The 21,974-nt window shown below is 69.4% G+C and carries 22 protein-coding genes and 1 tRNA gene; 7 read left to right on the forward strand and 16 right to left on the reverse strand.

Annotated elements, in window-relative coordinates:
- Window positions 1-105: 105 nt before the first annotated feature.
- The 10 genes from cofH to ABIE65_RS08745 form a co-directional block, all read right to left on the reverse strand.
- A complete protein-coding gene (gene cofH / locus ABIE65_RS08700; RefSeq protein WP_354077122.1) occupies window positions 106-2,595 on the reverse strand; it encodes a 5-amino-6-(D-ribitylamino)uracil--L-tyrosine 4-hydroxyphenyl transferase CofH in 2,490 nt (829 codons plus the stop codon).
- 2 nt (window positions 2,596-2,597) lie between these two features.
- Entirely contained in the window at window positions 2,598-3,296 is a 699-nt protein-coding gene (gene cofC / locus ABIE65_RS08705) for a 2-phospho-L-lactate guanylyltransferase (protein ID WP_354077123.1), read from the reverse strand.
- Window positions 3,293-4,291, reverse strand: coding sequence for an LLM class flavin-dependent oxidoreductase (locus tag ABIE65_RS08710; RefSeq protein WP_354077124.1), 999 nt, complete (start codon window positions 4,289-4,291; stop codon window positions 3,293-3,295). The genes cofC and ABIE65_RS08710 overlap by 4 nt, the downstream gene beginning before the upstream one ends.
- A gap of 98 nt (window positions 4,292-4,389) precedes the next feature.
- Window positions 4,390-5,850 (reverse strand): methyl-accepting chemotaxis protein, encoded by a 1,461-nt coding sequence (locus tag ABIE65_RS08715; RefSeq protein WP_354077125.1) that lies wholly within the window; start codon window positions 5,848-5,850, stop codon window positions 4,390-4,392.
- A gap of 78 nt (window positions 5,851-5,928) precedes the next feature.
- A complete protein-coding gene (locus ABIE65_RS08720) occupies window positions 5,929-6,240 on the reverse strand; it encodes a hypothetical protein (protein WP_354077126.1) in 312 nt (103 codons plus the stop codon).
- Window positions 6,241-6,387: 147 nt separating this feature from the next.
- A complete protein-coding gene (locus ABIE65_RS08725; protein ID WP_354077127.1) occupies window positions 6,388-7,545 on the reverse strand; it encodes a DSD1 family PLP-dependent enzyme in 1,158 nt (385 codons plus the stop codon).
- A gap of 18 nt (window positions 7,546-7,563) precedes the next feature.
- Entirely contained in the window at window positions 7,564-8,256 is a 693-nt protein-coding gene (locus tag ABIE65_RS08730; protein ID WP_354077128.1) for an NnrU family protein, read from the reverse strand.
- Between the two features lie 38 nt (window positions 8,257-8,294).
- Complete coding sequence (folD, locus tag ABIE65_RS08735; RefSeq protein ID WP_354077129.1) at window positions 8,295-9,176, reverse strand: bifunctional methylenetetrahydrofolate dehydrogenase/methenyltetrahydrofolate cyclohydrolase FolD; 882 nt, start codon at window positions 9,174-9,176, stop codon at window positions 8,295-8,297.
- A 15-nt stretch (window positions 9,177-9,191) separates the two neighbouring features.
- Window positions 9,192-9,530: a DUF167 domain-containing protein gene (locus ABIE65_RS08740; protein WP_354077130.1), complete on the reverse strand. Its 339-nt coding sequence runs from the start codon at window positions 9,528-9,530 to the stop codon at window positions 9,192-9,194.
- 5 nt (window positions 9,531-9,535) lie between these two features.
- A complete protein-coding gene (locus ABIE65_RS08745) occupies window positions 9,536-9,832 on the reverse strand; it encodes a YggT family protein (RefSeq protein WP_354077132.1) in 297 nt (98 codons plus the stop codon).
- Window positions 9,833-10,015: 183 nt separating this feature from the next.
- Between ABIE65_RS08745 and ABIE65_RS08750 the strand changes: the two genes are divergently transcribed.
- The 3 genes from ABIE65_RS08750 (at window position 10,016) to ABIE65_RS08760 (ending at window position 11,416) form a co-directional block, all read left to right on the forward strand.
- A tRNA-Ala gene (locus tag ABIE65_RS08750) sits at window positions 10,016-10,091 on the forward strand.
- Window positions 10,092-10,162: 71 nt separating this feature from the next.
- Window positions 10,163-10,624, forward strand: a complete 462-nt coding sequence (locus ABIE65_RS08755; RefSeq protein ID WP_354077134.1) for a DUF6538 domain-containing protein — start codon at window positions 10,163-10,165, stop codon at window positions 10,622-10,624.
- A 588-nt stretch (window positions 10,625-11,212) separates the two neighbouring features.
- Window positions 11,213-11,416: a hypothetical protein gene (locus tag ABIE65_RS08760; protein ID WP_354077135.1), complete on the forward strand. Its 204-nt coding sequence runs from the start codon at window positions 11,213-11,215 to the stop codon at window positions 11,414-11,416.
- 38 nt (window positions 11,417-11,454) lie between these two features.
- On the opposite strand, the gene ABIE65_RS08765 is transcribed toward ABIE65_RS08760, so the two are convergent.
- Together ABIE65_RS08765 and ABIE65_RS08770 are read right to left on the reverse strand one after the other, a co-directional pair.
- Window positions 11,455-12,480 (reverse strand): chymotrypsin family serine protease, encoded by a 1,026-nt coding sequence (locus ABIE65_RS08765; RefSeq protein ID WP_354077136.1) that lies wholly within the window; start codon window positions 12,478-12,480, stop codon window positions 11,455-11,457.
- A gap of 17 nt (window positions 12,481-12,497) precedes the next feature.
- Window positions 12,498-12,725: a hypothetical protein gene (locus ABIE65_RS08770; RefSeq protein ID WP_354077137.1), complete on the reverse strand. Its 228-nt coding sequence runs from the start codon at window positions 12,723-12,725 to the stop codon at window positions 12,498-12,500.
- A gap of 762 nt (window positions 12,726-13,487) precedes the next feature.
- Between ABIE65_RS08770 and ABIE65_RS08775 the strand changes: the two genes are divergently transcribed.
- Both ABIE65_RS08775 and ABIE65_RS08780 read left to right on the forward strand, forming a co-directional pair.
- A complete protein-coding gene (locus ABIE65_RS08775) occupies window positions 13,488-14,300 on the forward strand; it encodes a nickel-binding protein (RefSeq protein ID WP_354077138.1) in 813 nt (270 codons plus the stop codon).
- Window positions 14,301-14,479: 179 nt separating this feature from the next.
- Window positions 14,480-15,286, forward strand: coding sequence for a class I SAM-dependent methyltransferase (locus ABIE65_RS08780; RefSeq protein WP_354077139.1), 807 nt, complete (start codon window positions 14,480-14,482; stop codon window positions 15,284-15,286).
- A gap of 277 nt (window positions 15,287-15,563) precedes the next feature.
- Here the strand turns inward: ABIE65_RS08780 and ABIE65_RS08785 are convergent, their stop codons facing one another.
- Window positions 15,564-15,977, reverse strand: a complete 414-nt coding sequence (locus ABIE65_RS08785) for an ester cyclase (protein WP_354077140.1) — start codon at window positions 15,975-15,977, stop codon at window positions 15,564-15,566.
- 238 nt (window positions 15,978-16,215) lie between these two features.
- Here ABIE65_RS08785 and ABIE65_RS08790 point away from each other — a divergent pair, with 238 nt between their 5' ends.
- Window positions 16,216-16,632, forward strand: a complete 417-nt coding sequence (locus ABIE65_RS08790; protein WP_354077142.1) for a ribbon-helix-helix domain-containing protein — start codon at window positions 16,216-16,218, stop codon at window positions 16,630-16,632.
- 85 nt (window positions 16,633-16,717) lie between these two features.
- Window positions 16,718-17,953 (forward strand): extracellular catalytic domain type 1 short-chain-length polyhydroxyalkanoate depolymerase, encoded by a 1,236-nt coding sequence (locus ABIE65_RS08795; RefSeq protein WP_354077143.1) that lies wholly within the window; start codon window positions 16,718-16,720, stop codon window positions 17,951-17,953.
- 25 nt (window positions 17,954-17,978) lie between these two features.
- On the opposite strand, the gene ABIE65_RS08800 is transcribed toward ABIE65_RS08795, so the two are convergent.
- From ABIE65_RS08800 to kdpC, 3 genes are read right to left on the reverse strand one after another with little or no spacing between them, the layout of a single operon-like run.
- Window positions 17,979-18,683 (reverse strand): response regulator, encoded by a 705-nt coding sequence (locus tag ABIE65_RS08800; RefSeq protein WP_354077144.1) that lies wholly within the window; start codon window positions 18,681-18,683, stop codon window positions 17,979-17,981.
- Window positions 18,680-21,379: a DUF4118 domain-containing protein gene (locus ABIE65_RS08805; RefSeq protein ID WP_354077145.1), complete on the reverse strand. Its 2,700-nt coding sequence runs from the start codon at window positions 21,377-21,379 to the stop codon at window positions 18,680-18,682. The genes ABIE65_RS08800 and ABIE65_RS08805 overlap by 4 nt, the downstream gene beginning before the upstream one ends.
- A gap of 9 nt (window positions 21,380-21,388) precedes the next feature.
- On the reverse strand, window positions 21,389-21,970 hold the full coding sequence (gene kdpC, locus ABIE65_RS08810; RefSeq protein WP_354077146.1) for a potassium-transporting ATPase subunit KdpC: 582 nt from the start codon (window positions 21,968-21,970) through the stop codon (window positions 21,389-21,391).
- Between the last annotated feature and the right edge of the window lie 4 nt (window positions 21,971-21,974).

Consider the following 21,974-nt stretch of genomic DNA (forward strand, 5'->3'; position numbering starts at 1 on the left):
TCGCCGTGCCGGCGGCGCCGGCCGTGCCTCTTCGAGGATCAGTAACGGGTCAGGCGCCGCAGCGTTCCCCGGCGATCCATCGCAAGCCCTGAAGACCGCCGGTCATCACGCGGTACCGCTGCGGCCCTCGACACGCACCAGCGCGGGCTTCTCCCGCCGCTCGAACTTCTTCGCCGGGCGGTTGACCGGTTCGGCCAGCGGCGCCGCGCCGTACGAGGCCGCGACCTGCGCCGCCGGCGGCTCGCCGTACGGCGTGGTGCGCTGCCGGGGTTCGCGGCCGACGGCGCGGATCATCGCCTCCATCGCCTCGGGCGGCATCTCCTGGCCGTGGCCGGCGCCCGCGGCACGGGTGATCGTCTCGTTCATCAGCGTTCCGCCGACGTCGTTGGCGCCCGCGGCGAGGCAGGCGGCCACGCCCTTGGGGCCCATCTTCACCCAGCTTGTCTGGATGTTCGTGATGTGCGGATGCAGCGCCAGGCGCGCGACCGCGTGCATCAGCACCGCCTCGCGGAAGGTCGGGCCCTTGCGCGCCCGGCCCTTCAGATAGATCGGCGCCTCCATGTGGACGAAGGGCAGGGGTACGAACTCGGTGAAACCGCCGGTGCGCGCCTGCAGCGTGCGCAGGCGGATCAGGTGGCGCGCCCAGTGCGTCGGCGTCTCCACGTGCCCGTACATGATCGTGGTGGTCGACTTCAGGCCGACGCCGTGCGCCGCCTCCATCACCTCCAGCCACTGGTCGGTGTCGATCTTGTCGGGGCAGATGATCGCCCGGACCTCGTCGTCCAGGATCTCGGCGGCCGTTCCGGGCAGCGTGCCCAGGCCGGCCTCCTTCAGCATGCCGAGGAACCGCGGCACCGGCACGCCCAGCGTCGCCGCACCCTGCCACACCTCCAGGGGCGTGAAGGCGTGGACGTGGATGTCCGGCACCGCCGCCTTCACCGCGTGCAGCACGTCGATATAGGTCTGCCCGGTATAGTCGGGATGGATCCCGCCCTGCATGCAGACCTCGGTCGCCCCGCGCTCCCACGCCTCGCGCACCCGGCGCTGGATCTCCGGAAGGTCCAGGTCGTACGGCTTGCCGCGCAGGTTCTCGCTCATCTTCCCCTTGGAGAAGGCGCAGAACTGGCAGCGGAAATAGCAGACGTTGGTGTAGTTGATGTTCCGGTTGACGACGTAGGTGACGACGTCGCCGTTCATCCGCTTGCGCAGCGCGTCGGCCGCGGCGCACACCGCGGCGAATTCCGCGCCGCGGGCCGCGAACAGGCGGACGATCGCGGCCTCGTCCAATGCCGCGCCGTCGGCCGCGCGCGCCAGGATCTCCTGCACCTCCGGCGACACGCCCCGGCCCGGCGGCAGGCGCCGCGTGGCCAGTTCGACCTCCTCCGCCGGCGGATCGACGGGGTCGCCCGGCGCCCAGGTTTCGGTCCGCGCGAAGCCGTCGGCGTCGACGGCGCGCAGCACAGGCGTCTGCAGGCCCTTGTCGAGCCAGCGGCCGGCGTCGCGCGTCCATGCCGGATAGATCGCCAGCCGCTCGACCAGCAGCTTGCCGGCTTCCGCCGTGTCGTCGGCGAGGCGGATCAGGTGCGGCCAGGGCGCCTCCGGATTGACGAAGTCGGGGGTCACCGGCGACACGCCGCCCCAGTCGTTGATGCCGGCGCCGACGATTTGCTCCAGTTCGCCCGGGCTCAGGTTCGGCGGCGCCTGGATGTTCATCGCCGGCCCGAAGATCAGGCGCGCGGCGGCGATCGTCCACAGCAGTTCGTCCAGCGACGGCTCCGGGGCCGTCGCCATGCGCGTGTCCGGCTTCGCCCGGAAATTCTGGACGATGATCTCCTGGATGTGGCCGTAGCGGTCCGACAGGTCGCGCAGCGCCAGCAGCGATTCGATCCGCTCCGCCCGCGTCTCGCCGATGCCGATCAGGATGCCGGAGGTGAAGGGCACGCCGGCCTCGCCCGCCGCGGCGATGCTGGCCAGCCGCACGGCCGGGTCCTTGTCCGGCGAGCCCCAGTGCGGGCCCCCCTTCTGGCAGAGACGCGGCGAGGCGCTCTCCAGCATGATGCCCATGGACACCGAAACCGGCTTCAGCGCGGCGTAATCGGCCGCGGTCATGATGCCGGGATTCAGGTGCGGCATCAGGCCGGTCTCGTCCAGGACCGCCTTCGCCATCTCGCGCAGGTAGGAGAGGGTGCTGTCGTGGCCGAGCGCCTGCAGCTCCTCGCGCGCCACGCGATAGCGTGTCTCGGGCTGGTCGCCCAGGGTGAACAGCGCCTCCTTGCAGCCGGCGGCGGCCCCGGCGCGGGCGACGGCCAGGACTTCGTCGCGCGTCATGAAGGCGCGCTCGCCCTTCTTCGGCGGCCGCGCGAAGGTGCAGTAGTGGCAGACGTCGCGGCAGAGGTGGGTGAGCGGGATGAACACCTTGCGCGAATAGGAGACGAGCCGGCCGTGGCCGGCATCGCGCAGTTCGGCGGCGGCCGCCGTCAGGCCGCCCAGGTCGTTCACCTCGACCAGCCGCATCGCCTCGGCCGCGGTCGGCCGGCGGCCGGCGCGGGCGGCGTCGATCACGGAATCCGCTGTCAGCGCGATGGAGTGGCTCATCGTCAGCCCTTCATGGTCACGGCGCCTCCGGCGAGCCGGGCGGCGATGCCGGAGGATTCGAGGAAGGCGTGGGCGCGGGTGTCGGCCGGCCGCTGCAGCAGCATGCGCAGATCGTCCGGCGTGTCGATGTCCAGGCGGATGCCCGGCCGTCGGATGACGCGCGGCCGCACGCCGGCGGCATGCGCGGCGGCGAGGTGCGGGCGGAAGCTGTCGTTTCCGAAGGCGAAGGGGATCAGGTCCGGCGGCGAACAGACGACGCAGTTGGAACCGCGTCCGTCCCCGGCCGGCACGATCGTCATCGCCGGTGCCGCGCCATGGGCGGCGAGGACGTCGCGAATCTCGTCGGCGGTGGTCGTCGGCACGTCGCCCGGCAGCGCCAGGAGCGTGCCCACACCGCGGGCGCGCAGCGCCGTGGCGCCGGCGGTGACGGCGCTGGTCTGGCCCTGATCCTCGGCCTCGCTCAACACTTCGGCACCGTAGCGTTCGGCGAGCGCCCGCCCGTCGGGATCGCCGGTGACCACGAGGATGCCGTCGAACCGGTCGACCGCGGCGATGGCCGACAGCACGTCCTCCGCCATCGCGGCGAACAGGCCGCGCCGCTCGTGCAGCCCCAGCACCGGGGACAGGCGCTGTTTCGCGGCCGACATGTCCTTGATCGGCAGTACGGCCCAGATCGAGCCGGTCTCGGGTGTATCGCTCATCGGATCTCCGCGATCGTGCGGCCCAGCCGCTCGATGCTCTTCAGGGTGCTCGCCTGGTCCAGGCCCGGCCATTGTACCCGAAGGATCAGATGGTTTGCGCCCAGCGTCTCGCGATAGCGCTGGATCTCGTCCTTGACCCGCTCCGCGTCGCCGATGATGAAGCGGTCGCGCACGAAATTGTCGAACTGCTTGGCGAAGCCGCCGGCCGCCTGGTCGGCCTCGCTACGCCAGCTGGCATAGGCCTCGTACTTGTAGACGAGCGGCCCGCGCACCTCGTCGAGTGCCGTCCGGTCGCTCGTGCCCACATAGACCTCCCGGCAGATCGGATAGTCGATCGGCTCCGGCAGGCCGTGGGCGGTGCGCGCCGCACGGAACGTCGCGAACTGGTCGACGAGTTCCGGGAGGGTCGGCCGGAAGCTGCAGATCCAGCCGTCGCCGAGGCGTGCCGCCCGTTCGACGGCGGCTTTCGCCGCGCCGCCGATCCAGATCGGCGGGCCGCCCGGCCGCTTCGGCTTCAGGCTCAGGCCGACGCCCTTCACCTGATAGAAGTTGCCGTCGAAGTCGACCTCGTCCTCGGTCCACAGGCGACGGATCAGCCGGATGGCCTCGCCGAAACGCTTGGCACGCTGTTCGAACGGCACGCCCAGTGCGGCGAACTCCTCCTGCCGATAGCCCATGCCCACGGCCAGGACGTAGCGGCCGCCGCAGAACCAGTCGAGCGTCGCGGCCTCCTCGGCAACCACGACCGGGTTCAGCATCGGCAGAAGCATGATCGCCGGGCCGACCTCCATCCCGTCGGCCTCGGCCATCAGCCGGGCGAGCAGCGGCACGGTCTGGAACATCTGCATCGGCGCGGTCAGGAAATGCTGCGCCGTCCACAGCGAATCGAAGCCGTTCAGGCGCGCCATGCGCACCTGGGCCAGCAGGTTGTCGAGCTGCGGCCCCAGGTCGGTGCCCTGCGGCCATTGCGAGGCGACGTAGATGCCGAATTTCATGGCGTGGTTCTCCCGCGGCGCATCTTCCGTCCTCGGAAGGCGCGCCGCAAGGGAGGGCCGGGGTGAACGCCCGTGCAGGCGGGCGTGAACGCCGCGCTTCAGGCGGCGCGCAGGTTCCCCAGGAACGCGGAGACCCGGCTGCGCATCGCATCGGCGCGCATCGCCAGTTCCTCGGAGGCGCTCAGCAGCTCCGCCGCCGCCGAACCGGTCTCGGCCGCCGCCTCGTTGACGCGGGCGATGTCGCTCGACACGCGGCTGGTGCCGTCGGCCGCCTGCTGGACGTTGCGCGCGATCTCGGACGTCGCCGCGTTCTGCTCCTCGACGGCGGCGGCGATGCCCGCTGCGATCTCGTCGATCGTCGCGATGGTCCCGGCGATGCCGCGGATCGCGGCGGCGGTATCGCCGCTGAGCGACTGCATCGACTTGATCTGGCCGGTGATTTCCTCCGTCGCGCGGGCGGTCTGGCTGGCGAGGTTCTTCACCTCGGAGGCGACGACCGAGAAGCCCTTGCCCGCCTCGCCGGCGCGGGCGGCCTCGATGGTCGCGTTGAGCGCCAGCAGGTTGGTCTGGGTGGCGATCGAGTGGATCAGCTCGACGACGCCGCCCACCTTCTGCGCGGCCTCGACGAGCGCATGGACCGTGGCATCCGACCGTTCGGCCTCGTCCGCCGCCCGCCCGGCGACGCGCTGCGAGTTCGTCACCTGCTGGGTGATCTCGTGGATCGAGGCCGCCAGTTCGTCCGAGGCCGAGGCGACGGTTTGCACGTTGATCGCCGTTTGGCCGGCCACCGTCGCGACCGACGCCGCCTGCTGCGTGCTGCGCGCCGCCACGCCGTCCATCCGGCGCGCGGTGCCGTTCAGCTGCCCCGACGAGGCCACGACGGTCTGGATCATCTCGCCGATTTCGGCCTCGAAGCTCTGGACCAGCTCGGCCAGCCACTGCCGGCGCTTCTCTTCGGCCTCGGCCTCCAGGGCCCGCCGCTCCTCGTTGAGGCGCGCGATCTCGACGTTCGCCGTCTCCGCCGCGGCCAGCGCCGCGGCCGCGGAGGTCAGCGCCCGGTTCAGGCTGAAGGCGCCCCAGATCAGAACGGCCGTCTCCAGCACGACGATCACCGCGTGCAGCACCACGCGGCCCAGGTCGGCGCCGCCCGGAAACACGGCCGCGGGCAGCAGGAAGTTCAGCACGAGATGGTGAAGGGCGATGGTCGTCGCCGCGGCCAGGATCACGCGCCAGTCGGCATACGCCGCGGTGATCGCCAGGGCCGCGAAGAAATACATGTGCAGGTCGATCTGCCAGGCATAGCCCTCGAACAGGAACACCAGCAGCGACGGCATGCCGACCAGCGCGACGGCGATCGTCGTGTGCGTCGTCAGGCTCGAGCCGTAGACCAGCCGGACCAGCGTCGCCGACGCGGCGAGGCCGGCGACCACGAGGGCCGGTGCCGCCATGGGCTCGCCGAGCGCCAGCGACACGCCCGCGACCACGGGCAGGTGCAGCCACAGGAGCCAGATCAGGAATCTGTCGGCTGCGCGGCGAATCCCGACGAGGTCGTTCGACATGGATGATCTACCGTTCTCTAAGGGCGATGGAATGGCAAGGGCGATGGAATGGCAAGGGCGATGGAATGGCGGTCCCGGCTACAGGCAGCCGCCGATCGCGACCGGATCGAACACGATCCAGGCACCGGCGCGCCGCAGGCGGTCGGGAAGGCCGGGTGTGTCCGCCGCTGCGACGACGATGCTGTCGAACGCGCCGTGGCGCACCAGTGCGGCGTCGGCCAGGGCGACGCGTTCCAGGATCTCGGCGCGCGAGAGCGAGGGTGCGAACAGGGCCGCCACGGGGGCGCCGTCGTGCGGTGTCAGCGTCATGGCGGCCACCGCCACGACGCTGGACACGGCCAGCGCCAGCGGCGGCATCATGGCTTCGAAGGTGGATCGCGGCGCATGCATGCGCGAAAGTCCCGAAATTTCGGAACGCTTTCGTACCGCATACGCCTTAATGCAGACCTAATGGCTTTCGGGCAGATGCGGCCGGAAAGAAAGGTCGTATCCCGTTACGCCGCAGACAGGGGTAATGTCGCGACTGTATAGACCGTCCTACCGCCGCCCGCGTGCGTCCACCGGCCAGATCTCGACCAGTGTGTCGCCACGAACGACATGATAGTGGTCGTACAGGTTTACCGTGGGGTCGCAGTGCGGCGTCACGCACTCCACCGCGTCGCCGATCGCCAGGCGCGGTCCGGTGCCTTCGGCCGCAGCCGGGTAGAAGACCCGGCCGTGCTCGTCGCCGGCGAAGCCGTAGGTCGATCCTTCCGGCGCGCCGCGGGCGATCCGCGGCGGCGACGGCGCATCGGTGGCGAAGGCCTTCAGTCCGGCGTCGGTGACCGCGAAATCGTCGTGCGTGGCGCTGACCACGCTGGTGCGGACGAACAGCGCGTCCTCGAACGGCCGCGCGTCGTCCTCGCGCAGGGCGACGGCGTCGTAGTCCACGTCCATCACCGCATAGGATCCGACCTCCAGGTCGGTCATCAGCCCGGCCCGCGCATCCAACTCGTGCGTGCCCGTCCCGGCGCCGGCGACGATGGCCGGCGGCAGGCCCTCGGCGGCCAGTGCGTCGGACACCTGCCGCAGCCAGGCGGTCATCTCGTCGGACAGCGCCTTGCGCTCGGCATAGTCGTATTTGTGCTGCAGGTTGCCGGCATAGCCCTGGATGCCGCCGAACCGCAGTGATTCGCTGTCGGCGATCTGCCGGGCCAGCGCCGTCGCCGCCTGGGCCGACTGCACGCCGGTGCGACGGCTGCCGACCTCGACGTCGACGATCACGGTCAGCGGCCTGCCGGCCGCTGCGGCCGCCGCGGCCAGGGCCGACACGTTGGCGGGATCGTCCGCCACCACCATCAGCCCTTCCGCCTTCGCGTTCAGCGTGATCAGCCGCGCGACCTTGTCCGGCTGCACCACCGGCGAGGTAATCAGCACGCCGGGAATGCCGGCACCGGCGATCACCTCCGCCTCGCCCAGCGTGGCACAGCAGATGCCGACGGCGCCGGCCGCGATCTGCCGCCGGGCGATCTCCACCGACTTGTGCGTCTTGCTGTGCGGTCGCAGCGCGACGCCGTGCGCGCGGGCGAAAGCCGCCATCGCCGCGATGTTGCGCTCCAGCGCGTCCAGGTCGAGCAGCAGCGCCGGCGTGTTGAGCCGGTCGCGTGAGCCGGCGACGCCGATCAGATATGCGTTCGGTCCGAGGTCGGCGGCCATGGCGGGTTCCTCAAATGGTCAGGGAAAGGGCGAGACGCCGAACAGCGGCTGGTGGACGACGAGCAACAGGAGATAGACCGCCAGCGCCACCGCGACCCGCCACAGGCCGATGCCGCGCCAGTCCGGCCGCGTCCGGCCCGTCGCGATGGCGAGAAACGGGACCACCGACGTCGTCAGCGCCACCGGTCCCCAGTCGCTGCCCATGGTGATGCGGCGGCGGTGGTCGATATGCAGCATGCCGGCGCCGGCGAGCGCGAGGACGCCGCCGAACAGGATCAGGGACGCGGCGTCGGTGTTGGTCAGCAGGTGCGCCGCCGCCCAGAGGGCGGCACCGACCAGGAAGGGGTGGCGGGTGATCCGCATGATGCCGGGCGTCGGGTCGGTGACCGGTCCCAGGTTTTCGCCGCCCACCGCCGTGACGTTGCGCGTCGTGAAGGCACAGACCAGCAGCAGCAGCGAGACCGGCATGACCAGCACCGGGATCCATCGCATGCCGTCGGGCGGCGCCCAGAGCGGCACGAACGGGGCCGCGGCATACGCGAACAGCATCCAGACGAAGGCGGCGGTGATTGCCAGCGAATAGGCGCCGCGAAAGCCGTTCTCGCCCAGGCGGGCGATCAGCGGACGGCGGACGTGCAGGCTCGACAGCACGAGATGGCCGAGGACGAAGGTGGCGGTTGCCAGTGCCAGCTCCTGGAGCGCCGCGTCCATCCCGTCTCCGTCTCCCTCCGCGCCGCATGCGGTCCGGCTCAGGCTGCCGGCAGGTCTACCCCATGCCGGCGGCAGGACGCCACCAGCGTGTTGTGCAGCAGGACGGCGATGGTCATCGGGCCGACGCCGCCGGGGACCGGCGTGATGGCGCCTGCGACCTGCACCGCCTCGTCGAAGGCCACGTCGCCGACCAGCCGCGTCTTGCCGTCGTCGGTCGGGATGCGGTTGACGCCGACGTCGATCACCGTGGCGCCCGGCTTGATCCAGCCGCCGCGCACCATGCGCGGCTTGCCGACTGCGGCGACCAGGATGTCGGCGCGTCGGCACTCCTCGGCCAGGTCACGGGTGCGCGAATGGGCGATGGTGACGGTGCAGTTGGCCTGCAGCAGCAGGGCCGCCATGGGCTTGCCGACGATGTTCGACCGTCCCAGCACCAGGGCGCGCAGCCCGCTCAGGTCACCCAGCCGGTCCTTCAGCAGCATCATGCAGCCGGTCGGCGTGCAGGGCGCCAGTGCGGGCATGCCGGCATTCAGCCGGCCGACGTTGATCGGGTGGAAACCGTCCACGTCCTTGGCCGGGTCGATCGCCAGCAGCACCTTGTCGGCGTCGATCTGCGGCGGCAGCGGCAGCTGCACCAGGATGCCGTCGACCGCGTCGTCGGCGTTCAGCCGCGCGATCAGCGCCAGCAGGTCCGCTTCCGAGGTCTCGGCCGGCAGGTCGGTGCGGAAGGACTCCATGCCGGCCTCCCGCGTCGCCTCCACCTTGTGCCGAACATAGACCTGGCTCGCCGGATCGGCGCCGACCAGGACGACCGCCAGGCCGGGGCGGTGGCCGCCGGCCGCCGTCAGCGCCGCCACCTGGCCGCCCACCGTCGCGCGCAGTCCCGCCGCAAATGCCTTGCCGTCGATCACGTCGCCCATCGTCACCACTCGTCCTCAGGCCGCGCCACCCGCGGCACCGTTCAGCCATTCGCCGAGCCGCCGCTCCAGCGCATCCGGGTCGCCGGCGAGGTGGAGCACCTTCTCGCGTCCGCCGGCGCCCGTCCGTATGTTCAGCGCAGACTTGGGGACCCGCCACGCCGCGGCAAGCCATTCGATCAGTGCGACGTTCGCGGCGCCCTCGACCGGCGGTGCGGCCACCGCGACCAGCAGTCGCGGCCGTCCGTCGGCCCCCGCCGCCACGCCCAGGAAGCCCGGTCGCTTCGCCCGCGGCGTCAGGCGCACGCCGAACGTCACGCCGTCGCCGGCACGGCCGAAGGGCGATGCGCCCTCCACGCCGTCTACATTCCGAAGGCGAGGCGCATCAGAAGGTTGCGCACGAAGTAGAGCAGCAGGATCAGGATGACCGGCGAGATGTCGATGCCGCCGAGGTTGGGCAGCAGCCGCCGGATCGGCCGCAGCACCGGCTCCGTCAGGCGCCACAGCACGTCCAGCACCGTATAGACGAAGCGGTTGTTCGTGTTGATGACGCCGAACGCCACCAGCCAGCTCATCACCGCGGAGATGATCAGCACCCAGATATACAGGTCGATGACCGTGGCGATCAGCTCGACGATCGTGACGGTGAGCGCGTTCATTCCGCGACTTGCCCCCGGTTCCGGCCCCGCTTGGCGGCCTAACCTATATCCAGGGGGCGGTCCCGGTGCAACCGCGCCGTCCCGCCTGCGCCGCCCTGCCGCAACGGCGCCGACATCGACTCCGTCGCACCGCTTGACAGCCACAACCCTTTCCCCGACATATACGCCCGCTGTCCAGCCGGTGGGGCCGTAGCTCAGCTGGGAGAGCGCCGCGTTCGCAATGCGGAGGTCAGGGGTTCGATCCCCCTCGGCTCCACCAAAACCTTCAGAATCAATGGTTTGATCCTTGATGCCCGGCACTGCTGCACGCAGCTGCTACACAGGGGCGTCATGGGATACCTGCTCGGGCTCAGCCGTCGGCGGTCTCGTTACTACTATAGGTGTCCGGTTCCGGCGGACCTCGTCGGCCGGATTGGTCGGCGAGAGATCAGTCGCAGTTTGCTGACAGCTGACGTGCGAATCGCGCGTAAACGGTGGCGCCGCGCCGCTATAATGACCGCGAATCTTTGGGTGGCGGTGCAGCAGGCAGTGGAACAGCACGAGATAGACGCACTCATCGCGGGATGGCTATCCGCGCGGCTCGACAACGATCGGCGCCAGCGGGTCGAGACCGATTTCGCGGCGGCTTTCGCGGCGCATACCGGCATGAGCCGGCATGCTGCTGCGGCTTATGTGATCGGCTCCGATGCAGAGGCGCAGCTTCCGCAGTGGCAGCGCGAGTCCGCGAAAGCGACTGGGCTGCAGTCGCACTCACAGCGCTCGAGGTGCACCTCCGCGTCGATCGGAGGCTGATGCGTGACGTCGTTCATCACAGCTCCGCCGTGGTCGCGTTGGCTCGGCGCGTCTGCGCGCACCGCTCCTGCTGTCGACGATCCTGCAGCCTGGGTGTTTGTGGTTGATTGGCGACCGCTGCGGAAATCCCGAAGGCGGCTGTGAAAGGGCGATCTACCGAGATCGGCGTAACGGCAGCATCCCCAGGCAGATGCGCCCGCCGTCTAGGACTTCGATGCTGTGGTGGATGAAGGACTGGCCATTTCCAACGTGGGATCATGGCTCCCTCGCTTGCGTGAGATCGCTAATGGACTTGGCATCAGACGGCGGCGACAGCGTATCGGGACCGGCGTCTGGTGGTCATCGATGGTGATCGGGTCGTCGTGTCGCCGGAATAGCGGCTAATCCTCGACCGCCCGTGGCCGAACTTACATTCAGACAAGGCTGGCAACATTCGCATCCACCAAGCCACCCCGCAGGTTTCCTCTCTTGTCAAAGAGGAAGCTTCCGTCGCTTGCAGAAACGTGACTGATCAGGTGAGGTCGGTGGGAACCAGAACTTGCATAACCCTCTTCTAGAGAGCGAGTGAGGCAACGGAAAGGCGGTTACATGCCGGACAGCACCAATGTCGTCACGTTTGCACGTCCAGGGGCGGTCATGCCCCACAGCGATTTCACCTCCTGGTTCGCCTGGGCGGAATGTGAATACGCCATTCTCGGTGGCGAGATAGAACAGTCCCCCTACGATTGGCAGGCGGCGTTCCGCCGCGGCCTGCAACCGGAAGAAGCCGCGGCGGAAGCTGCACTAGAGTGAGCGCAGGAGCCGCCGCCAAGGCGGCCCTTGCGTCTGTTCTAGACGATCTCAACCCTCAACAAAGAGCGCACGTGCTGAATCTGGTTGAGGATGGTTGCGACCGGCGAGCCAGCGAACAACAGGCCGACTGCGCGGTTATCCTGCCGCTCAGCGACGACGCTGCCGGAATCGCCGCCGGCCGACATGTTGGTGGTGACGATCTGGTCGCGGAAACGCGCGATTCGACCACCGCCATAGTTCACGTCGATCGTGGCGTTGATAGCCGTGATCCGACCGGTCGTATAGCTCGTCGTCCGCCCGGTCTTATGCACGGTCATTCCTACCGTCACCTGCGAGCGCGGCACCCAGCCCCTGAGATAGCCGACCCAGTGGATCTCCCGGCTGAGGTCGTGGAACTCGCCCTCCGCGACCGCGGCGTCGACTAAGTTCCGATGCAGCGCCCGCGGCAAGGGCGGCTCGAACGTGATAGGCACGAAACGGGTGAGCCGGGCGATGCGATCTGCCGGCTCGGTTCCGCCGTCGAACGGGCCGGGCTGCAACACCGAATCCCCCGGACTGGCGTTGTTGCTGTTCGCCAAGACGTGGTTGTTGCTCAGGATGTAGTAGCGGCTTGGTATTCCCGCCGGATTGCTTCCGCTTCCCTCAAGATCATACACGCAGGTCCCGATGGTGCCCGCCGTAATCAGGCGGTGCCCCACGCTGTAGCCGCCGGACGCCGGCCGCGCCCGACGCGCCAGTGCCTCGATCCCGACCTCGATCGGCTCCGCCTGCCCCGCAAACGGCTCTCCAATCGCCAGGACATCCGTCTGCATCTCGTTGATCTTGGGCGGAATCAGTTCGGATTCGGGAAGGTCTGCCTTGTCCATCTTCTGCGAGACCAGGGCGAGGAGCGCGGGCCTTCCGGTGGGCTCGCCATTGGTCCACTTCACGCCATAGCCCATGCCGACCAGATTGGCCGGCATGCGTTCCGGCTTCATCAGCTCATCCACTGCCGCAGCGTGCGCTTTCTGCGCTCGCGCCGCCTCCTTGGGATCGAGGATCATCTTTTTCGGATCGAGATTCATCGGTCATCTCCTTCCCTTCAGGTGCTCTGCACCGATATTGTTCCGACCTCCTCGACGTCCGTGGGCACGCCTTCGATTTGCGTAGGGACGACATCACTCTCGGCCAGAGAGCCCTTCGGCACCTTGCGACTAACGAAGACCTTTATAGCTGGCTTGCCGCCCTTCTCGCCGATGCCCACACCCTGGACATTCGGCAGCTGCATCAGAGCTGTTTCGTGCCGCTGTAAGATTGCGTCTGTATCCATGGCGATCCTCCACCGAGAGCGGCGCTGGACGCGTTGGTAAATGCCGGGTGCAGCGGTAATTCGCAGGTAATCCGCCGTTCTCATGCACAGCGTCTGGGCGTGAGTTCACGCGACCATTCAAGGCACTACAGGATGCAATGAGAGGAGCAAAGATAACGCGGGCTACTTGACCGCCACACGCGCTCCTAAGCCAGTGAATGCTAATACGTGACGTGGCGCGGCGCAATGATGCGTTGTAGTCCAGGTCGTGAATGCCGCAGTGGAGCAGGGACGGATCGGAGAACAGGAGCACCGATCACGTCAGAGTCCGTCGACCGACGTTTCCCTTTCTTCCAGAAAGGCCGGTCGGAGGGGGCGTCGCGCGCGGCCGGTTTACTGGAGGCTCGCCCAGGGAGGTCGCCGCGGTGATCTCCGGGCCCTATCTCTGGCTCGACGCCACCTACGCGAAGGTCCGAGAGACCGGGCGCATCGTCCCCATCGGCAGACGCCGTCAGCTCCTCCCGAACCTCGCGCTCGTAGCGCTTGAGGTGCGCCTCCACGTCAGCCGAGGTTCTGTGTGTGATGTCGTTCATCGCGGTTCTGCTATGGTCGTGCGTAGCTCGACGTTGGAAACGGTTTCCGGGGCAAGCCGCTGGCTCGTTCGCGATCATGCACCCGAACCTTTATGCTTGGTGTGCGGTCGACGGCTTACGCACAAGGCTCGCCCTTTCCGCCGTCAACAGGACTGTATTTCTGCAGTCGCACTCGCAGGGGACTACGCCGATGCCGATCTTCCTGGACCGACATGAGCTGAGTGGCCTCACCGCATCGGATATTGCGGAAGCGCACCGGAAGGATCTCGAGGTCCAGGAGCGATACGGCGTTCGCTTTCTCACCTACTGGTTCGACGCGACCCGCGGCAATGGGTTCTGCCTGATCGACGCACCGGATATCGAAACGGCTATGCGTGTGCATGATGAAGCGCACGGAGATGTCGCCAAGCATGTGATCGAGGTCGATCTATCTGCGGTCGAAGCCTTTCTTGGCCGAGTGTCCGATCCGGCGCCAAGCGCGCCGGGAGCGGGGCCTGAGATAGATTCTGCCGTGCGTGCAATCCTGTTCACCGACATAGTCGACTCCACAGGCATGACGGCGCGGCTCGGCGATATCCGTGCAGTCGAGATGGTGCGAGCGCATGACGCACTCGTGCGTCGCGCACTGCGAGATCAAGCAGGGCGGGAAGTCAAACACACGGGTGACGGCATCATGGCGTCGTTCACTGATCCTGGGAGCGCTGTCGGATGCGCTCGCGCTGTCCAGCGTGCCTTCGAGGCGTTCAACCTCGGGAGTCGAGAAAAGCTCCAGGTGAGGATCGGTATCGATGTCGGAGAGCCGATAGTCGATGCCCAGGACCTGTTCGGAAGCACCGTGCAAATGGCCGCGCGCCTGTGTCAGGGGGCGGAGCCTGATCAGATCCTGGTGTCCGCCGAGGTCTATAAGCTGGTGAAGGGCGCCTTCGCACTTATTGAGCATCCCGCTCGCGCTATCAAAGGGTTCGGCTGCCCCGTCCCCATTTACGAAGTGCGTTGGAACTGATCGACTCTGGCGATCGAGTCCCCGGCCGGGAATTGATGAGGCGGCGCAGTCTTCATTGCGCATCAACGCCCAGGCCGTCGCCTCTGGGATCGCTGGCGCGCCTGATACGTGCGCGTCAGAGCGCTCGGCGTGAGCGGGTCGCCGGATCGACTTGCCGGATCGACTTGGAGGTCATGGCCATGAGTGTCGCCTCCCGTCACGATGCATGGGGCGCTGGCAGCAGCTACGACCGTTACATGGGCCGCTGGAGCGGCCGGATCGCGCCGCTCTTTCTGGATTGGCTGAACGTGCCCGCCGGTCTGGACTGGCTCGAGGTCGGATGCGGCACCGGCGCGCTCTCCGCTGCGATCCTTGAGCGGTCTTCGCCCCGGAGCCTGCTCGCCGTCGATCCGTCGTCGGGGTTCGTCGACGCCGCTCGCGCCAAGCTTGCCGATCCGCGGGCGGCGTTCCAGGTCGGTGACGCCCAGGCTCTCGAAGTCGAGGATGCGAGCCGGGACGTGGTCGTTTCGGGGCTCGTTCTGAACTTCGTGCCCGATCGGATGAAGGCGCTGCGCGAGATGCGCCGCGCCGCGCGACCGGGAGGGCGTGTCGGCTTCTATGTCTGGGACTATCCCGGCGGCGGCATCGCATTCATGCGCGCCTTCTGGGACGCGGCGGTCGCACTCGACCCCGCGGCCGCCGACCTGACGGAAGGCAAACGCTTTCCCTTCTGCAGGCCCGAGAGCCTCACGGCCGAGGCGATGGAGGCGGGTCTTATGTCGGTCGAGAGCACCGCGATCGAGGTCGCGACGACCTTCGCCGATTTCGACGACTACTGGCAGCCCTTCACCCTCGGGACGGGCCCGGCGCCCGGTTACTGCGCGAGCCTCGACCCCGCCGCCCGCGTGCGCCTCCGGCAGAAGCTCGAGGCCGACCTGCCCCGGGAAGCCGACGGCTCGATCACGCTGAACGCCAGGGCCTGGGCTGTCCGCGCGCGGGTGGCGTGACTGCGTGGGGCGGATGACGGCCGATTGATGGTGGCTTGGCCCTCGCTGTGATGACCGCGCCATATCGATGCCGATCGCATGCACAAGAACGCGCTCAGAGCGCTCCTGATGCGCGTGAACTGTCTCGATCGTCTCCTCTCGCTTCATTGTCGATCATGCGCCCGTCAGAGTTGCTGCCAGCGTTGTGCGCGAGCCTGTGCAAATGCTTCTGAGCAGCGCACGGAGAGGCCCAGACCGACGCGCGCGGCGAAGGGGAGCGCCAGGATGTGCCGGCGCGTCAATTCCAACCGAGCTGCCGTAGCGCCTGCGTGTCGTTCCAGATCTTCGTCATGTGCCGGATGCGGGGACCATCGAACGCGATCACGTACGCGTAATCCGACGCGAGAGCGCGTCCAGTCGGTGCGCCAGGTCCACCCTGCCCGGTTTGGGTGCCGTGGAAGACCGCCGCGGCTACGACGGTCCTGCGTGCCGCGTCCGCGGCAAAAGCGGTCAGTTCGTAGCGCCCGTCCGGGATGGGGCCCAGAAGGCCCTTCATCCACTCGGCGTAGTCGGCCAGCGTCGTGATCCCGGCCAGCGTATCCGCCTGGCAGGCAAAGCTTGCCCCATCGTGGCAATGCGCCTTGCACGCCTCCCATCCGCCGCCCGCTTCGCATGCCTCGAAGAAGTCACGTGCCGTCTGTTCGATGCTCATCTGTTCGTCCTCCATTGCCGATAAAGGCAGCATGCGCGTCGGCGGAACTCCTCGAAATCCGTCAGCTGCAGCAATTGCATCGGACGAATGCAGTATCTGCTAATGCATCTGCAGGACTACCCGATCGCCCGGCGGTCATGTCGCCCTGCCACCCGACCCCGTTCGACAGCGGCTTGCAGCATGCGTGCACCGCACCATATAACCATCCATGTGGATGGTGAGTGGATGGCGATCGCGGATGGCCGATGATACCCAGCGAGGCCGGACCAGGGCGGACAGCGAGAAGATCACGATCAATCTCGGCTTCGTCGACCTGGGCCACGTCGACCTTCTGGTGCAGGAGGGGTTCTACTCGAACCGCACCGACTTCATCCGGACCGCCATCCGCAACCAGATCGAGCGGCATGGCGAGGCGGTTCGGCGGGCGGTGACGCGCAAGAGCGTCGATCTCGGGCTGCGCCATTTCAGCCGCGCCGACCTTGAGGCGGCGCGCGATGCGGGGGAGATCCTCGACATCCGCGTCCTCGGCCTCGCCAGCATCGCCGCGGACGTGACGCCGGAACTGGCGCGTGCCGCCATCGGTTCCCTCGCCGTCCTGGGCGCACTCCACGCCACGCCCGCCGTGAAGAAGGCATTGGCCGACCGCATGACCTAGCGGCGGGACCTGCTGCACCTGTCCAAGCCCATATCGCCTCTCCCGAGGCCGCACCGCCCGATTCCGGGCCCTTGAAAGCACCGACATGTCCAATCGATTCCGCGACGGGATGACCGAGGCGACGCGGCTGACCGGCACCGGCAGGCTGGGCGAGGCGACCGCCCTCATCCAGCGCCTGCTCCACGGCCGACCGGCCTCAGAGCCGCAGACCGCATCTGCAGGCACCGTGATCGACGCCGACTTCGTCACGGTCGAGGAGCCCGATGCCAGGCGCGACCCCAGGCCCAATTCTCGGCCCACCGCCGGTTCCGCCCGCGGGCCGGAGCCGCGGCCCCGTGCCGGCCTGGGCGAGACCCTGCAGCGGCTCGCGGCGCGGGTCGCCGCCGGTGCCGGCATCGCGGCGTCCGACCCCTCGGCCTTCACCCGCGAGGCGCCCGCCCCGCTGCCGGAGGGGGCCGCCTTCACGGCGGCGTCCCACACCGGCGAACACGGCACGCGCGCCTACAGACTCTATGTGCCGAGCGGCCGCACCGGCGAACGGCTGCCGCTGATCGTCATGCTGCACGGCTGCACCCAGTCGCCGGACGACTTCGCCGCCGGCACGCGGATGAACGCGCTCGCCGAGGCGGAGGGCTGCTTCGTGGCCTATCCGGAACAGCCCGCGTCCGCCAATCCGAAGAAGTGCTGGAACTGGTTCAGCCCCGGCGACCAGCGCCGCGGCCGGGGCGAGCCGGCGCTGATCGCCGGCATCACGCGCCAGGTGATGCGGGACCACCCGGTCGATCCCGCGCGGGTCTATGTCGCGGGCCTCTCGGCCGGCGGTGCCGCGGCGGCCGTGATGGCGGCGGCCTATCCCGACCTCTACGCCGCGGCCGGGGTCCATTCCGGCCTCGCCGCCGGATCGGCCAGCGACCTGTCGTCCGCCCTCGCCGCCATGCGCCGGGGCGCTCCCGGCGAGGGGCAGCCCGATGGCGGCGAGCGATCCGCCGTCGTGCCGGTGATCGTCTTCCACGGCGACCGCGATGCCACCGTCCATCCGCGCAATGCCGCCGCCGTCGTCGGCGGGGCGACGGCCGGCATCGCAACCGCCGCCACCGTGGAGCGCGGCCGCGCGCCCGACGGCCACGCCTACAGCCGGACCATCCACGCCGATCCGGCCGGCCGCGTGGTGGCCGAGCAATGGACGATCCACGGTGCCGGGCACGCCTGGGCCGGCGGCAGTCCATCCGGCTCCTACACCGATCCCCGCGGCCCCGACGCGGCGCGCGAGATGCTGCGCTTCTTCCTCGGCCATTGTCGGACGGGCGCGGCCGGCGGCTGAGCGGCGCGGGCGGGAAACGTCGGCGTCAGAAACCCTCGGGGTCGAGCAGCCGATAGCCGACGCCGGGTTCGTTCAGGATGTAGCGCGGCGCGGCGGGGTCGTCCCCGAGCTTCTGGCGGAGCTGGCGGACGAAGACCCGGAGATAGTGGGTGTCGTCCCTGTGCGCGGGCCCCCAGATCTCGTTCAGCAGGGTCTGGTGCGTCAGGATCCGCCCCCTGTGCCGCGCCAGCATGGCCAGCAGGTCGAACTCCTTGCGTGTGAGGCGGACGGGTTCGCCGCCGCGGCGGACCTCGTGTGCCCGCAGGTCGACCTGCAGGTCGCCGACCGCGAGGACGGGCCCCTCCGGGACGCTGCCGGGCCCCTTCCGGTCGCGCAGCAGGGTCCGGATCCGGGCCAGCAGCTCCTTGATGCCGAACGGCTTGACCACATAGTCCTGGGCGCCCGCGTCCAGGGCCTGCACCTTCTCCGCCTCGTCCTGGCGCACGGACAGGACGAGGATCGGCACCTGCGACCACTCCCTGATCCGCGCCACCACCGCCTTTCCGTCCGTGTCGGGAAGGCCGAGGTCGAGGATGACGAGGTCCGGCTGCTCGGTGGCGGCCCTGCCTTCGCCTTCGCGGCCCGTGGCAGCCTCCAGCACCTCGTAGCCGTGCGCGTCGAGGGCCACGCGCAGGAAGCGCCGGATCTGCGCCTCGTCGTCGACCACCAGAATGCGCGCGCCGCCGGTCATTCCCGTGCGGCGTCCCCGAACGCGAGCGGCAGGCTGATCTCCATGCGGGTTCCCTTCCCGGGCGGTGGCGGCTCCGTGGCGCGGACGGCGCCGCCGTGCGCCTCGACGATCCCCTTGCAGATCGCCAGGCCCAGGCCGGTCCCGGCGCGCTGCGTGTCCGTCGCGGCGACACGGTAGAACATGTCGAAGACCCGGTCGCGGTGTTCGGCCGGGATGCCGGGTCCCCCATCGGTCACGGCGACGACCGCCATATCCCCGGCGGCCCGCCCGGCGACCGCGATGACCGACCCCGCCGGGGCGTATTTGGCGGCGTTGTCGAGCAGGTTGGCGAACACCTGCGCCATGAGCACGGGGTCGACGTCGACCGGCGGCAGATCCGCATCGAGATCGAGCTCGACCCGGTGTGCGGCGAGCGACGACCCCAGCTGGCGGATCGCGGCCCCGACCAGTTCGCGCAGGTCGCTCGGCTGCCGGCGGAGCTTCAGCGCGCCATAGCCGAGGCGGGTCATGTCGAGCAGGTTCTGCACGTAGCGGTCGAGGCGCTCGCCCTCCTCGCGGATCGTCTCGGCCAGTTGCCGGCGTCCCGCCGGCCCCAGCGGCCCGTCGGCCTCGACCAGGGAACTCGCCGCCCCGATGATCGACACCAGCGGCGTGCGCAGGTCGTGGCTGACGGAGGAGAGCAGGGCGGCGCGCAGCCGCTCCGTCTCGGAATAGACCCGCGCCTGCTCCAGGTTCGAGGCGAGGCGGTGGCGCTCCATCGCGACGGCGATCTGGTCGCTCATCGCGTCGAGCATCCGCCGGTCGTCGGGTGCCAGGCGCGCGCCGCGCTCGAACGTGACGCCGATGATGCCCTGGGTCCCGAGCGCCGTCTTCAGCGGCAGGAAGAGCCAGCGCGACGAGGGCAGCGTGCCGCTCGTCCATCCGGCGGCCTGACCGTGCTGCCACGCCCATTCCGCCGCGCTGCGCTCGCGGACCTCCAAGTCGTCGCGCGGCGGGAACGCGCCGTCAATCTTCAGGCGGCCCTCCTGGTCCGGCGACAGGATCATCGCCTCGCAGCGCAGCACGGCGGCGATGTTGCTGACGGCGGCCCAGACCAGGTCGTCCTGCGAGGCGGCGGTCGCGAGGCGGCGGCTGAACGCGTAGAGGCTCCCGGTGCGCCGGGCGATCCTGCGCTGTGCCACGGCCTGGTTGCGCAGCCGCGCCGCGAGGTTCCCGGCCAGCAGGGAGGCGGCATAGAACAGCACCAGCGTCAGCAGGTCGTCCCGCCGGTGCATCAGCAGCGTGTGGTAGGGCTCGGTGAAGAAGAAATTGTAGGCGACGAAGCTGATCGTCGCGGCGTAGAGCGACGGCCACAGCCCGTAGCGGGTCGCCGTCAGCAGCACGCCCGTCAGGAAGATCAGCGACAGGCTGGCCACCGGCAGGATCCGGTCGATGCCGAACGCGGCGAGGGTGGCGCCGGCGACGATGCCGGTGGCCATCAGATAGGTTTTAGGGTCCTTCTCGACATGGATCCGGCCCGGTCCGATCGGCGTCTGCCCGGGTTCCTCCCGCTCCGCCGCGACCACCGTCACCTCGAACGCGTCGGCGCGGCGCAGCAGCGTCTCCGATACGCTCTCGCGCGTCAGGAAGGCCAGGAGCCGCCGCGGCCGCGGCCGGCCGATGACGATCCGGCTGACGTTCCGCGACCGCGCCAACGCCAGCAGCTCCTCGGCGATGTCGACGTCGGCGTTGACGCTGGCGGGCTCGGCCCCCAGCGATTCGGCGAGGCGGAGCGTCTCGGCGATGCCGTTCTTCGCCGCTTCCGGCAGCGCCTCGCTGGAGGAGGAGATCACGTGCACCGCCAGCCACGGCGCATGCGCCCGGTCCGCCATCCGCTTGGCCGCGCGCACCAGCGCCTTCGCCACCGGTGCCTCGTTGATGCACACCATGATGCGGTCGTGCGTCGGCCACGGGCCGGCGATGGCGTGGGTGCGCATGTGGTCGAGCATCTGCGCGTCCACCCGGTCGGCGGCGACGCGCATCGCCATCTCCCGCAGGGCGGTCAGGTTGCCCTTGGAGAAGAAGTTCTGGATGGCGCGCGCGACCTGGTCGTGCAGGTAGACCTTGCCCTGGCGCAGCCGCTCGATCAGCTCCTCCGGCGGAAGGTCGACCAGCTCGATCTCGTCGGCCATCTCCAGGACGCGGTCCGGCAGGGTTTCGCGCACGCGCACGCCGGAGATCCGGGCGACGACGTCGTTCAGGCTCTCCAGGTGCTGGATGTTCAGCGTGGTGTAGACGTCGATGCCGGCGTCGAGCACCTCCTCCACGTCTTGCCAGCGCTTGTCGTGCCGGCTGCCGGGAACGTTGGTGTGGGCCAGTTCGTCGATGAGCGCCAGATACGGCCGGCGCGCGATCACCGCGTCGAGGTCGAGCTCCTGCAGGATATGCCCGTGATAGAAATGCGGCCGCCGCGGCAGCATCGGCAGGCCGCGCAGCAGCCGGTCGGTCTCCGCCCTGCCGTGTGTCTCGACGAGGGTGGCGAGCACGTCGACACCGTCGGCCGCCCTCTGCAGGGCGGCCTCCAGCATCGCGTAGGTCTTGCCGACGCCGGGTGCGGCGCCGAGGAAGATCTTCAGCCGGCCGCGGCGCGTGCTGCGGCCATCGGCGATGCGCGCCTCCGGGCTGCTGCCGTCCGTTTCTTGCGGGGCGTCGGTCATGCGGCCTCGCTACGGCCGGGCGGGCGGCGTGCCGAGCCCGTCGAGCGCCAGGTTCAGCTGCAGCACGTTGACGGCCGCCGGCCCGAACAGGCCGAGGAAGGGGGGTCGAACGCCGCGCTCGACCAAGTGTGTGACCGCGTCCTCGGCCAGCGACCGCGCCGCGGCGACGCGCGCCACCTGAAGCTGGGCGGCTTGCGGCGAGATGTCGGGATCGAGGCCGCTCGCCGAAGACGTCACCAGGTCGACCGGCACCCGGACGCCGGGCGCCGCGTGCGCCAGAGCCATGGTGCGGTCGCGCACCGCCTCGATCAGGGCGCGGTTGGTCGGTGCGAGGTTGGTGCCGCCCGAGTTCGCGGCATCGTAGCCGTCGCCGGCCGCAGACGGCCGGCCGTGAAAGTGGCCGGGGCTCGTGAAGGCCTGCCCGATGCGGGCGGAACCGACGATCGTTCCGTCGCGCACGATCAGGCTGCCGCGCGCCTGGTCGGGGAAGAGCATCGACGCGACGCCGGTCATGGCGAGCGGGTAGCAGAGCCCGGTGATCGCGATCATCGCGCCCAGCAGGACGACCGCGGGTCTGGTCTGGGACAGCATGCGC

It is taken from the genome of Constrictibacter sp. MBR-5 (genome assembly GCF_040549485.1).
Taxonomy (GTDB): Bacteria; Pseudomonadota; Alphaproteobacteria; order JAJUGE01; family JAJUGE01; genus Constrictibacter.